Source organism: Streptomyces sp. NPDC048291, assembly GCF_043201715.1.
Lineage (GTDB): Bacteria > Actinomycetota > Actinomycetes > Streptomycetales > Streptomycetaceae > Streptomyces.
The window spans coordinates 53,802-65,279 of the sequence record NZ_JBICZC010000002.1; the positions used below are offsets into that span (position 1 = coordinate 53,802).

At 70.8% G+C, this 11,478-nt stretch carries 11 protein-coding genes and 2 pseudogenes; 9 read left to right on the forward strand and 4 right to left on the reverse strand.

Features of this window, described 5'->3' with window-relative positions:
• The first annotated feature begins 253 nt into the window (after nucleotides 1-253).
• The 3 genes from ACGF5O_RS04555 (at nucleotide 254) to ACGF5O_RS04565 (ending at nucleotide 2,396) form a co-directional block, all read left to right on the forward strand.
• Nucleotides 254-472 (forward strand): hypothetical protein, encoded by a 219-nt coding sequence (locus tag ACGF5O_RS04555; protein WP_393808454.1) that lies wholly within the window; start codon nucleotides 254-256, stop codon nucleotides 470-472.
• A gap of 129 nt (nucleotides 473-601) precedes the next feature.
• The gene (locus tag ACGF5O_RS04560; RefSeq protein WP_393808455.1) at nucleotides 602-1,750 is read left to right on the forward strand and encodes a serine hydrolase domain-containing protein; all 1,149 of its coding nucleotides are present in this window, start codon (nucleotides 602-604) and stop codon (nucleotides 1,748-1,750) included.
• A gap of 187 nt (nucleotides 1,751-1,937) precedes the next feature.
• Nucleotides 1,938-2,396: a hypothetical protein gene (locus ACGF5O_RS04565; RefSeq protein ID WP_393808456.1), complete on the forward strand. Its 459-nt coding sequence runs from the start codon at nucleotides 1,938-1,940 to the stop codon at nucleotides 2,394-2,396.
• Here ACGF5O_RS04565 and ACGF5O_RS04570 read toward each other — a convergent pair.
• Nucleotides 2,383-3,015 (reverse strand): TetR family transcriptional regulator, encoded by a 633-nt coding sequence (locus tag ACGF5O_RS04570; protein WP_393808457.1) that lies wholly within the window; start codon nucleotides 3,013-3,015, stop codon nucleotides 2,383-2,385. The genes ACGF5O_RS04565 and ACGF5O_RS04570 overlap by 14 nt on opposite strands.
• A gap of 26 nt (nucleotides 3,016-3,041) precedes the next feature.
• A complete protein-coding gene (locus ACGF5O_RS04575) occupies nucleotides 3,042-4,052 on the reverse strand; it encodes an aldo/keto reductase (protein ID WP_393808458.1) in 1,011 nt (336 codons plus the stop codon).
• 171 nt (nucleotides 4,053-4,223) lie between these two features.
• On the opposite strand from ACGF5O_RS04575, the pseudogene ACGF5O_RS04580 reads away from it, so the two are divergent.
• A pseudogene (locus tag ACGF5O_RS04580) lies at nucleotides 4,224-4,403 on the forward strand (chitinase); the annotation flags it as partial.
• A 56-nt stretch (nucleotides 4,404-4,459) separates the two neighbouring features.
• Here ACGF5O_RS04580 and ACGF5O_RS04585 read toward each other — a convergent pair.
• Nucleotides 4,460-4,918, reverse strand: a pseudogene (locus ACGF5O_RS04585) (RNA-guided endonuclease InsQ/TnpB family protein); the annotation flags it as partial.
• A gap of 494 nt (nucleotides 4,919-5,412) precedes the next feature.
• Here ACGF5O_RS04585 and ACGF5O_RS04590 point away from each other — a divergent pair.
• Nucleotides 5,413-6,540 carry an endonuclease/exonuclease/phosphatase family protein gene (locus ACGF5O_RS04590; protein ID WP_393808459.1) on the forward strand — a complete coding sequence of 376 codons (1,128 nt, stop codon included), beginning with the start codon at nucleotides 5,413-5,415 and terminating at the stop codon, nucleotides 6,538-6,540.
• Nucleotides 6,541-6,734: 194 nt separating this feature from the next.
• Here the strand turns inward: ACGF5O_RS04590 and ACGF5O_RS04595 are convergent, their stop codons facing one another.
• Nucleotides 6,735-8,117: a glycine--tRNA ligase gene (locus ACGF5O_RS04595; RefSeq protein WP_393808460.1), complete on the reverse strand. Its 1,383-nt coding sequence runs from the start codon at nucleotides 8,115-8,117 to the stop codon at nucleotides 6,735-6,737.
• 151 nt (nucleotides 8,118-8,268) lie between these two features.
• Here ACGF5O_RS04595 and ACGF5O_RS04600 point away from each other — a divergent pair, with 151 nt between their 5' ends.
• The 4 genes from ACGF5O_RS04600 to ACGF5O_RS04615 all read left to right on the forward strand — a co-directional run bounded on the left by ACGF5O_RS04600 (nucleotide 8,269) and on the right by ACGF5O_RS04615 (nucleotide 11,414).
• On the forward strand, nucleotides 8,269-9,225 hold the full coding sequence (locus ACGF5O_RS04600) for a metal ABC transporter substrate-binding protein (RefSeq protein ID WP_393808461.1): 957 nt from the start codon (nucleotides 8,269-8,271) through the stop codon (nucleotides 9,223-9,225).
• A gap of 41 nt (nucleotides 9,226-9,266) precedes the next feature.
• Nucleotides 9,267-10,031, forward strand: a complete 765-nt coding sequence (locus ACGF5O_RS04605; protein ID WP_393808462.1) for a metal ABC transporter ATP-binding protein — start codon at nucleotides 9,267-9,269, stop codon at nucleotides 10,029-10,031.
• Entirely contained in the window at nucleotides 10,031-10,933 is a 903-nt protein-coding gene (locus ACGF5O_RS04610; protein ID WP_393808463.1) for a metal ABC transporter permease, read from the forward strand. Before ACGF5O_RS04605 ends, ACGF5O_RS04610 begins: the two co-directional genes overlap by 1 nt.
• 61 nt (nucleotides 10,934-10,994) lie before the next feature.
• Nucleotides 10,995-11,414, forward strand: coding sequence for a Fur family transcriptional regulator (locus ACGF5O_RS04615; protein WP_393808464.1), 420 nt, complete (start codon nucleotides 10,995-10,997; stop codon nucleotides 11,412-11,414).
• Nucleotides 11,415-11,478 lie beyond the last annotated feature (64 nt).

Sequence of the window (11,478 nt, forward strand, 5' to 3'; positions counted from 1 at the left end):
TCGGTAGACCAAGTCCGGTTCTTGATCCGGAGGTTGGGACCGGGACGTTTCGGATGCCACTCCCGGGCCCCTCCTGACCTCGGCCTGGTCCCCCGCGGCGGTGCCTCGTCCGCTGTGTGAACTCCGGGGACGTCCTCGACAAAACCCGGTGAAGAAATCCCCGTTGATGTTGGTCTTGCTGCACACTCCTTGCCGTCGGCCCGCCGTCGACACGTGCCGGACAGCAGACCGGGCACAGACTCCGGAGGCGTCAATGTCGCAGATCGACGAGAGCAAGGTCAGCCGCTGGGACCAGCACGGCCGGGAACACGTGGTCCGGGTGCAGCGCACGGGGGTGCAGCGCACGATCAAATGCGACACCTGCGGCTGGAAGAAGGGCGCGCAGTTCCTGCCCTGGCTGAAGGCGCAGGAGCACCTGGCCGAGGCCCACCAGGCCACCGTGGACCCGGCGGGCACCCAGCCCTCGCGATGACCTTCCGCGGGCGGGCGATTCGGCCCCGCGCGATGACCTTCCGCGGGCGGGCGATTCGGACCGCACGATGACTTTCCGCGTGCCCGGAAGTCGTACCAGCCGACACCGCGCCCACCGGAAGGACGACCGATGACCCTCTCCCCGCTGCACGCCACCCTGCGCCACCACGTCGAGGCCGGGACCGTCCCCGGAGCCGTGGGCCTCGTGGCCCGCGGCGGCGACGTCGAGGTGGTGGCCGTCGGGCACACCGACGTCGAGGGGTCCGCGCCGATGGCCCGGGACTCGGTCTTCCGCATCGCGTCGGTCACCAAGCCGGTCACCGCCGCCGCGGTGCTGATGCTGGTGGACGAGGGCCGGATCGGGCTCGGCGACCCGGTGGCCGACTGGCTGCCGGAGCTGGCGAAGCCGACGGTGGTCCGCACGCCCACGGGTCCCGTCGACGACGTGGTGCCCGCGGACCGCCCGGTCACCGTCGAGGACCTGCTGAGCTTCCGCGCCGGCTGGGGCCTCGCCGCCGACTTCTCGCTGCCCGCCGTGCGGGCCCTGACCGCGGTCCAGGACCACGGCCTGCCCTTCCGGGACTGGCCGGACCCGGACACCTGGCTGGGCCTGCTCGCCCGGGTGCCGATGCTGCACCAGCCGGGCGAGGCCTGGCTGTACGGCACCTCGTCCGCCCTCCAGGGCATCCTGGTCGCCCGGGTGTCGGGGGGTACCCTGCCCGATTTCCTGGCGGAGCGGATCTTCGAGCCGCTGGGCATGCGGGACACGGCGTTCGAGGTGCCCGCGCCGAAACGGCACCGCTTCACCTCGTCCTACGCCCCCGCCGCGGACGGCACCCTGCGGCTGACGGACACCCCGGACGGCGCGTACAGCAGCCTGCCGCGTTTCCCGTCGGGCGGCGGCGGGCTCGTCTCCACGGCCGACGACTGGCTGGCGTTCGGCCGCATGCTGCTGAACGCGGGCGCAGCCCCGGACGGCCGCCGTCTGCTGACCGCCACCTCGGTCAGCCGGATGACCACCAACCACCTGACGGCGGCCCAGCGCGAGCACGCCGCGCTCTTCCTGGAGGGCCAGGGCTGGGGGTACGGAGGCTCGGTCGACGTCGCCCCCACGGACCCCTGGTCGGTGCCCGGCCGGTACGGCTGGGTCGGCGGCACCGGCACCACCGCGCACGTCGTCCCGGCCACCGGCACGGTCACGGTCCTGTTGACACAGACGGCCATGACGGGTCCGGCGTCGACCTCGTTGATGCGGGACTTCTGGCGGGTCACCGCCTAGTCCGCGCGTTACGCCGTTCGAGTGAGGCTCCGGGTGGGAATCGCGAGGTCAGAGCACCCGTCGCCACCTGCGGTCTTTACCGAATCAAAGGGCGGTGCGGACCGCTTCCGGGGCCGCTCGGGTCGCCGCCCGGCGCGACCCGGCCAAGCCTTGAGAGGTCCCCCCGTCCCTCGACAGGAGTACTTCCATGCACACCACCCAGCGCCAGATCTCCCGGGCCCTCGCCGCCGGTGCGCTCTCCGTGGCCCTGCTGTCGGCCGGTTCCGCCGGGGCCTTCGCCTCCGGGGCCAAGCCGACCCCGTCGCCCACCATGACCGGCATGCCGCACATGAGCTCCAAGCCGGAGCCGAAGCCGAGCCCGACCACCGCGGCCTCGATCTCGGTCAAGGCGGACAAGACCTCGGTCAAGCCCGGTGACCCGGTGACCTTCACCGGCCGCACCTCCGGCCTGAAGGTCGGCTGGCCGCTGGTGCTCCAGCACCAGAAGGACGGCAAGTGGATCCCGCTCAAGGCGAACGCGAAGGTCAGGAACGGCAGCTCCTACTCGCTGACCGGGAAGCTCAACAACCCGGGCACCGAGCACCTGCGGGTCGCGGCGGTCGGCAAGAAGGTCTACTCCCCGACCGTGACGGTCAACGTGAGCTGAGGCCGCGCAGCAGCAGCTCCACCAGCGACCCGAAGTCCGCCTCGGCCTCCGGCCGCACCCACTCCCGCGCGTAGCCCGGGTCGTGGAAGCGGCCGGTGGCCTGGAAGACGGTCCGGGCCGCGGCGGCGGGGTCGGGCACGGTGAAGACACCGGTCCCGGCCCCGTCCGCGATGATCGCGGTCAGCTGGCCGGTCAGGTCGGCGATGTGCTCGGTGACCGCCGGGCCGTTCTCGTCGACCAGCACCATGTAGGTGGCGAACAGCTCCGGGTCGGCGCCCGCCTTGCGGCGCTTCGCGTCGAACAGGGCCCGCAGCCAGTCGCCCAGCCGGACCGCCGGCTCCCGGTCGCCGGCCGCGATGCCGGACAGCTCAGCCGAGGTGCGGTCCAGCCACCGCTTCGTCACCGCTTCGCGCAGCGCCGCCTTGGTCCGGAAGTGCCGGTAGACACTGCCGTGGCTGACGCCGAGCGCGCGGGCCACGTCCACCACGGTGGCCTTGGCCGGGCCGTGCCGGCGCAGCACCTCCTCGGTCGCCTCGAGGATGCGCTCGGCGGTCAGGACCGGGGTCGGGGTCGGGGCCGGAGTCGGGGCCGGTGCCGGGGTCGGGGACGTCGCTGCCATGGCCTAGACGGTACCTGCCGCCGCGGTCAGTGCTCGGTGCCGAGATGGCTCATCTGCGCGGCCGGGTAGCGGGTGCCCGCCGCCGCGTCCGCCGGTACGGCCTCCTCGATCGCCGCCAGGTCGGCCGCGTCCAGGGTGACGTCCAGCGCGCCCAGGGACTCGGCGAGCCGCTCGCGGGTGCGGGCGCCGACGAGCGGCACGATGTCGTCGCCCCGGGAGAGCACCCACGCGATGGCGATCTGGGCGACGGTGACGCCCTTCTCCTCGGCGATCTTGCGCAGCGCCTCGACGAGGTCGAGGTTGTGCCGGAGGTTGTCGCCCTGGAAGCGCGGCGAGAAGGCCCGGAAGTCGCCCGCGCCGAACTGCCGGTCGCGGGTGAAGTGGCCGGAGATCAGGCCCCGGGAGAGCACGCCGTACGCGGTGATGCCGATGCCCAGCTCACGGGTGGTCGGCAGGATCTCCCGCTCGATGTCGCGGGTGATGATCGCGTACTCGATCTGGAGGTCGGCGATGGGGGCGGTGGCGGCGGCCCGCCGGATGTTGGCCGCGCTCGCCTCGCTGAGGCCGATGTGCCGGACGTGCCCCTTCTCGACGAGTTCGGCGATAGCGCCGACCGTCTCCTCGATCGGCACGTCCGGGTCGACGCGGGCGATCCGGTAGACGTCGATGTGGTCGACGCCGAGGCGCTGGAGGGAGTAGGCGGCGAAGTTCTTCACGGCGGCCGGGCGGCCGTCGTAGGCGTTCCAGCCGCCGTCCGGGTCGCGCAGGGCGCCGAACTTGACGCTGGTCAGCGCCTTTTCGCGGAGTCCGGCGGGGGCGGTGCGCAGGGCCTCGCCGATCAGCATCTCGTTGTGGCCCATGGCGTAGAAGTCGCCGGTGTCGAGCAGGGTCACGCCGGCGTCGAGGGCGGCGTGGATCGTGGCGACCGACTCGGCGCGATCGGCCTCGCCGTACAGCGCGGACATGCCCATGCAGCCGAGGCCGAGGGCGGAGACCCGGGGGCCGGTGGAACCGAGGGAGCGGGTGTGCGTCGTCATGGCTCCACTCTGGCATGACAGCTGACATATTTCAATATCTGTCATTCCATAGCTGTCACCCTTCCTTGCGAAATGGTCCAGACCTATTGACGGAAGGTCTGGACCGCGAACACTGTCATGTCTACGACATCCGCGCGCCGCGCCCCGACCCCACCGGGAGGCCCCGCATGCTGGGTCGGCTCGGCCAACGGCGTGCAACCGCCGTTCGGCTGGACCCCGATCACCGACTCCCGGATCGCCGCGCACAGCCACATCGTGGTCGACGCGGCCTTCCCTCTGATCCGTTCCGACGGAACGGCTCTCCGGGAGGACGGTATGGACACGGGCGCAAAGGTGGCGACACCCCCGGAGGCGCGGACAAGTTCGTCGCGACGATCGCCCCGATCGTCAACTACCCGTCGCCAGAGCGACGGGCCAGCACAACGCGCGCCACTGGCTGTGGCGCTGCGTTTGCGTCCAGCTCCGCCCCGCTCGCGCGAGGATGGAGCAGGGGCCGTTGACTGGGCCCCGCATCGCCACAACTCCCCCGCACGGGCGCGGATGTCGCGGGAGCCGTTCCGGTCTGCGTGATCAACGAATCCGCAGTTGCGGCACACGAACCAGGCCTGCGAGACCCGGCTTTCCTTGTCGATGTGGCCGCACTCGGCACAGGTGCGAGAGGTGTACGCCGGATCGACGTAAACCACCGGCACCCCTGCCCGGCGGGCCTTGTACGCGATGAACGCCCCCAGTCGGGCGAGCGACCAGCTGGAGTGGGCGGCCCGTTGGGGCTTGCGAAGCCGTACCCGTTCGCGGATGCCTGTGAGATCTTCCAGAGCGATCCCGCGACCGGTGCGTTCTGCCTCGGCCACCACATGTTTCGCGATCACTCAACCTATACACGCGTACGACCGCCCGCCGCATGTTCCCCACACGTCATCCGACCGGGTGATGCCGGCGGCGCGTGCAGCCACCGGCGACGGCACCCGGCCGCATCGCGGCCAGGCACGCACGAGCGATACCGCGGCGCTCCGCGCCGCGACCACAAAGATGCGATTCCTCTCAGGGCTGAGATCTTGGGGTTCCTCGCAAGAACGTACTGAGGAAGTACAACTTCGACGGCATCGACATCGAGACCGGCCTGGTGGGCAGCGGCTCGACTCGAAGAACTGGACGTTCGGCGACAACGTGAAGTCGCTCCAAGGGCGTTGAGCCCGTTCGGCCCCCGGGCGGCCGGGGCGGGACGCCGCAGGCCGGCGGCCTGCCTCCGTTCGACAGACACCGCCCGGGCTCCGAGAATGGAACTGCCGGCGAGCAGTCACCGGCGGCGCCTGCCACCGGCCGTTTCCCTCGGTGCTCTCGCGCCGCCGAGGAGGCCGCCATGAGCATCCGCATCGCCACGTTCAACATGGAGAACCTCTTCCGCCGGCCCACGGCCTTCCGCCTGGAGAATCCGGCCGACCGGGAGCAAGTCCTGGCCGACTTCGCCAAGTTGGTCGCCATCCTCGACCTGCCGACATACACGGACGCCGACAAGACGGAGATCGTCCAGATCATCAGGACGTACCGGGCGAACGAGGTCGACGACCCGCGACACCCGAACCCGAAGGGCCCGCCGCCGATCGTCATCAACCAGTCCCGCCCCGGGAAGAAGACCGGGCTCTTCGACACGACCAAGCCGGTGAAGACCCCCCAGGACATCACCGCCACCGGCCGGGGCTCGTGGACCGGATGGGCCGAACTGGGGCAGGACGACCTCGACATGAGCACGGTGCGGAACACCGGCCGGGTGGTCGCGGAGGTCGACGCCGACATCCTGCTGACCGTGGAGGTCGAGGACCGGCTCACCCTGGAGCGCTTCGACACGGACGTCCTCGCGCAGGCGCTGGGCAGACGGCCGTACCCGTACAACCTGCTGATCGACGGCAACGACCCCCGGGGCATCGACGTCGGGATCCTCAGCCGGCACCCGATCACGTCCGTCCGGTCCCACCTCTTCGACACCGACCCGGCCCGCCCGGCCGACCGGCTGTTCAGCCGGGACTGCCCCGAGTTCGAGATACAGCTCGACGGAACGCCGCTGGTGATCCTCGGCAACCACCTCAAGAGCAAGTTCCAGGACGACCCGGAGCTGCGGCTGGCCCAGGCGAAGCGGGTGGCGGAGCTCTACCGGGCGGCGGCGGAGCGCACCCCGCACGTCATGGTCGCCGGGGACCTCAACGACGACCCGGACAGCGAAGCGGTGGCGCAGCTGCTGGACGCCGGTCTGCGCGATGTCATGAGCCACCCCAGCTACCACGGGGAGCCCGGCACCCACGGACAGTGCACCCGGCGCGGGGACAAGATCGACTACCTGCTGCTCCCGCCGCCGCTGTGGCACGAGGTGCAGCACGTGGGCCTGGAGACCCGCGGCATCTTCGCGGACGGCATCAAGTCCTTCGACACGGTGACGTCGAAGCTCACGGAGGCGTCGGACCACGCGGCGCTCTACGTGGACCTGGACCTGTAGGGAACCAGAGCGCCCCGCCCCTCCCGCCGCGACGGCGATCAGCCACAGCGGCGGATCCCGGCGGTGCCGGACACCGGCCGGGGGGACCCCAGCGCCCCTCAGGTCGGCCGCCCGCCCCGGTACGCGAAACGCCCACCCTCCCAGCCGACCGAGTCGGGTGGGAGGGTGGGCGGGAAGGCGGAAGGGCCGCGGACCTAGCAGCCCAGCAGGCGGCCGGCGAGGTAGCCCTCGATCTGGTCGAGGGAGACGCGCTCCTGCTTCATGGTGTCGCGCTCGCGGACCGTGACCGCGTTGTCCTCGAGGGTGTCGAAGTCGACGGTCACGCAGTACGGCGTACCGATCTCGTCCTGGCGGCGGTAGCGGCGGCCGATGGCACCCGCGTCGTCGAACTCGATGTTCCAGTTCTGCCGCAGCGCCTGGGCGAGGCCCTTGGCCTTCGGGGAGAGCTCGGGGTTGCGGGAGAGCGGGAGGACCGCGACCTTGACCGGGGCGAGGCGGTGGTCCAGGCGGAGCACCGTGCGCTTCTCCAGCTTGCCCTTGGCGTTGGGCGCCTCGTCCTCGACGTAGGCGTCCAGGAGGAAGGCCAGCATCGCGCGGCCGACACCGGCCGCCGGCTCGATGACGTACGGCGTCCAGCGCTCCCCGGCCTCCTGGTCGAAGTAGGAGAGGTCCTGGCCGGAGGCCTTGCTGTGGGCGTTCAGGTCGTAGTCGGTGCGGTTGGCGACACCCTCCAGCTCGCCCCACTCGTTGCCGCCGAACTGGAAGCGGTACTCGATGTCAGCGGTGCGCTTGGAGTAGTGGGAGAGCTTCTCCTTCGGGTGCTCGTACCACCGCATGTTCTCCTCGCGCAGGCCCAGGCCGGTGTACCAGTTCCAGCGCTGCTCCATCCAGTACTCCTGCCACTTCTCGTCCTCGCCCGGCTTGACGAAGAACTCCATCTCCATCTGCTCGAACTCGCGGGTCCGGAAGATGAAGTTGCCGGGCGTGATCTCGTTGCGGAAGGACTTGCCCATCTGCGCGATGCCGAACGGCGGCTTGCGGCGCGAAGTGGTCTGTACCTGGGCGAAGTTGGTGAAGATACCCTGCGCGGTCTCCGGCCGCAGGTAGGCGACGGAGCCGCTGTCCTGGGTCGGGCCGAGGTGGGTGGAGAGCAGACCCGAGAACTGCTTGGGCTCGGTGAACTGGCCCTTGTTGCCGCAGTTGGGGCAGTTGACGTCCGCGAGGCCGTTCTCCGGGAGACGGCCGTGCTTGGCCTCGTACGCCTCCTCCAGGTGGTCCGCGCGGAACCGCTTGTGACAGGCGGTGCACTCGGTCAGCGGGTCCGTGAAGGTGGCGACGTGACCGGAGGCCACCCAGACCTCGGGGGCCAGGATGACGGACGAGTCGAGACCGACCACGTCCTCGCGGGACGTCACCATGTAGCGCCACCACTGGCGCTTCAGGTTCTCCTTGAGCTCGACACCCAGCGGCCCGTAGTCCCAGGCGGCACGCTGGCCGCCGTAGATCTCACTGCACGGGAATACGAAGCCACGGCGCTTGCTCAGGCTGACGATGGTGTCGATCTTGTCGGCGGCCACGGTGCTCTCTTCATTACGACGACGGGCGACGAAGCAAAGACGCTTCAGAGCGAATGCCTCAGGGTACCGGCGGGGCCTCCCCCTCAACCAAATCGGTTCCCCTCCAGAGGTTTGTTGACAACGGTTTCCATATTTGTTGAAAATGACTCTCATGAACGTACGACGAGGCCTCATACCCGCGGCCGCCGCGACCACCGTCACCGCGCTCGGCATGGCCACCCTCACCGCCTGCGGCGGCGACGCCACGGCGGCCCAGACGGGAAAGTTCGACGTCGTCGCGTCGTTCTACCCGATGGCCTACCTCGCCGATCAGATCGGCGGCAGCCACGTCCACGTCACCAGTCTCACCCAGCCCGGCCAGGAGCCGCACGACCTGGAGATCAGCCCCAAGCAGATCATCGGGATCGAGAAGTCCGACGCGGTCCTGTACCTGAAGAACCTCCAGCCCTCCGTCGACGACGCGGTCGCCCAGTCGTCGGTCGGGACGAAGATCGACGCGGCCTCCCTGACCACGCTGGAGCAGCACGGCAACGAGGTCGGCGGGCACGCGGCCTCGCACGACACCTCCGAGAACGAGGAGCTGTCCGGCCTCGACCCGCACATCTGGCTCGACCCGGTGCGCTACGCCCAGGTCGCCGAGGGCGTCGGCAAGGCCTTCCAGAAGGCCGACCCGGACCATGCCGCCGACTACGAAAAGAACACCGCGGCCCTGGTGAAGCGGCTGGACGAGCTGAACATCCGGTTCAAGGACGGCCTCGCGGACACGAAGTCCAAGGTCTTCATCACCACCCACGCCGCCTTCGGCTACCTCGCCGAGCGCTACGGCCTGACCGAGGAGGCCATCAACGGCCTCGACCCCGAGTCCGAGCCGAGCGCCGCCCGCGTGAAGGACCTGGAGACCATGGCCAAGGCCGACGGCGTCACCACCGTGTTCTACGAGACGCTCGTCAGCGACAAGACCGCCAAGACCATCGCCTCCGACGCCGGGCTGAAGACGGACGTCCTCGACCCGATCGAGGGCATCACCGCCAAGTCCCGCGGCAGGGACTACTTCGCGGTCCAGGAGGCCAACCTCAAGGCCCTCCAGCAGGCCCTGGGCGCCAAGTGACCCGCCACGTGACACGCCACGCGACAGGAGGAGACGACGAGATGAGCGACGAGCCCGTCATAGCCCTGCGCGGTGTCAGCGCCGAGCTCGGCTCGCGCCCCGTCCTGCGCGGCATCGACCTCACCGTGCACCGCGGTGAGGTCGTCGCGCTGCTCGGCGCGAACGGCTCCGGCAAGTCGACCGCGATCCGCACGATCGTCGGCCAGGTGCCGGCGAGCGGCGGCGAGATATCCCTGTTCGGCACCCCGCGCCGGGCCTTCCGCGACTGGTCCCGGATCGGCTACGTCCCGCAGCGCACCACGGCCGCGGGCGGCGTCCCCGCCACCGTCACCGAGGTCGTCTCCGCCGGCCGCCTCTCCCGCACCCGCTTCGGCCTCTTCCGCAGGGCCGACCACGCGGCCGTACGGCACGCCCTCGGCCTGGTCGGCATGGCGGACCGGGCCAGGGACAACGTCGAGGCGCTCTCCGGCGGCCAGCACCAGCGGGTGCTGATCGCCCGCGCGCTGGTCGCCGAACCCGAACTGCTGATCATGGACGAGCCGATGGCGGGCGTCGACCTGGCCAGCCAGGAGATCCTCGCGCGGACGCTCCGCGAGCAGGTCGCGCAGGGCACCACGGTCCTCCTCGTGCTGCACGAACTGGGCCCGCTGGAGCCGCTGATCGACCGCGCGGTCGTCCTGCGGGACGGCTGCGTCCTGCACGACGGCCCGCCGCCGCGCGCCCTCGGCCAGCACGCCCTGCCCGGCCACGACCACGTCCACCCCCACGACGAGCACACACCACTGCGCACGGGACTGCTGAGCTGATGGACTTCCTGAACTACGCCTTCATGCAGCGGGCCCTGCTCGCCGCCGTCCTGGTCGGCATCACCGCCCCCGCCGTCGGCATCTACCTGGTCCAGCGCCGCCAGGCCCTGATGGGCGACGGCATCGGCCACGTCGCGATGACGGGAGTGGGGCTGGGCTTCCTGCTCTCGACCTCCCCCGTCTGGATGGCGACGGCGGTCTCCGTCCTGGGCGCGATCGTGATGGAGCTGATCCGCTGGTACGGCCGCACCCGCGGCGACATCGCCCTCGCGATGCTCTTCTACGGCGGGATGGCCGGCGGGGTGATGCTGATCAACCTCGCGCCGGGCGGCTCCAACGCCAACCTGATGTCGTACCTGTTCGGCTCGCTGTCGACGGTGTCGGAGTCGGACGTCACCGCGATCTGCGTGCTGGCCGCCTTCGTGCTCCTGGTCACCCTCGGTCTGCGCCGGCAGCTGTTCGCGGTCAGCCAGGACGAGGAGTTCGCGCGGGTGACGGGCCTGCCGGTGCGGGCGCTGAACCTGCTGACGGCGATCACCGCGGCGGTCACCGTGACGGTCGCCATGCGCGTGGTGGGCCTGCTCCTGGTCTCCGCGCTCATGGTCGTCCCCGTCGCCGCCGCCCAGCAGCTGAGCCGCAGCTTCGCGGCCACGTTCGCGATCGCCGTCGCGATCGGTGTGACGGTGACCATCGGGGGCACGATCACCTCGTACTACCAGTACGTCCCGCCGGGCGCGACGATCGTCCTGCTGACGATCGCGGCGTTCGTCGTGCTGAGCGTGCTGGCCGCGCCGCTGGCCCGCCGACGCGCCCGTGCGGCCGCCGCGCGACGGCCCGCGGGGGATCCGGCGGAGTGCGCGATTCCGGCCGGCCGGGGGGCCGCCGACGAGGTCGGCGTCTGAACGCCCTCGGTCCGGGCTGGCACAATGGCCCGGCAGAGGCAGTGACGTGAGGAGGCAACCGGTGACGACCGCTGGACAGCCCGTGAAGGGCCGCTCGACCCGTCAGCGGGCAGCCGTGGCGGCGGCCCTGGACGAGGTCGAGGAGTTCCGCAGTGCGCAGGAACTGCACGACATGCTCAAGCACAAGGGCGACTCGGTCGGCCTGACCACGGTCTACCGCACGCTCCAGAACCTCGCCGACGCCGGCGAGGTGGACGTCCTGCGCACGTCCGAGGGCGAGTCGGTCTACCGCCGCTGCTCCACCGGCGAGCACCACCACCACCTGGTCTGCAGAGCCTGCGGCAAGGCGGTGGAGGTGGAGGGCCCGGCGGTGGAGAAGTGGGCCGAGGCCATCGCCGCCGAGCACGGGTACGTCAACGTCGCCCACACCGTCGAGATCTTCGGGACGTGCGCGGACTGCGCGGAGTGCGCCGCGGGTTGAGCCGACACGTCCGGGCGCGGGCCGGTGGGGGCTGGTCGCGCAGTTCCCCGCGCCCCTTACGGGG

What these genes read in the sequence shown, in the direction of transcription:
- ACGF5O_RS04555 (WP_393808454.1), top strand. Translation starts at nt 254, where the DNA reads ATGTCGCAGATCGACGAGAGCAAGGTCAGCCGCTGGGACCAGCACGGC.
- ACGF5O_RS04560 (WP_393808455.1), top strand. Translation starts at nt 602, where the DNA reads ATGACCCTCTCCCCGCTGCACGCCACCCTGCGCCACCACGTCGAGGCC.
- ACGF5O_RS04565 (WP_393808456.1), top strand. Translation starts at nt 1,938, where the DNA reads ATGCACACCACCCAGCGCCAGATCTCCCGGGCCCTCGCCGCCGGTGCG.
- ACGF5O_RS04570 (WP_393808457.1), bottom strand. Translation starts at nt 3,015, where the DNA reads ATGGCAGCGACGTCCCCGACCCCGGCACCGGCCCCGACTCCGGCCCCG.
- ACGF5O_RS04575 (WP_393808458.1), bottom strand. Translation starts at nt 4,052, where the DNA reads ATGACGACGCACACCCGCTCCCTCGGTTCCACCGGCCCCCGGGTCTCC.
- ACGF5O_RS04590 (WP_393808459.1), top strand. Translation starts at nt 5,413, where the DNA reads ATGAGCATCCGCATCGCCACGTTCAACATGGAGAACCTCTTCCGCCGG.
- ACGF5O_RS04600 (WP_393808461.1), top strand. Translation starts at nt 8,269, where the DNA reads ATGAACGTACGACGAGGCCTCATACCCGCGGCCGCCGCGACCACCGTC.
- ACGF5O_RS04605 (WP_393808462.1), top strand. Translation starts at nt 9,267, where the DNA reads ATGAGCGACGAGCCCGTCATAGCCCTGCGCGGTGTCAGCGCCGAGCTC.
- ACGF5O_RS04610 (WP_393808463.1), top strand. Translation starts at nt 10,031, where the DNA reads ATGGACTTCCTGAACTACGCCTTCATGCAGCGGGCCCTGCTCGCCGCC.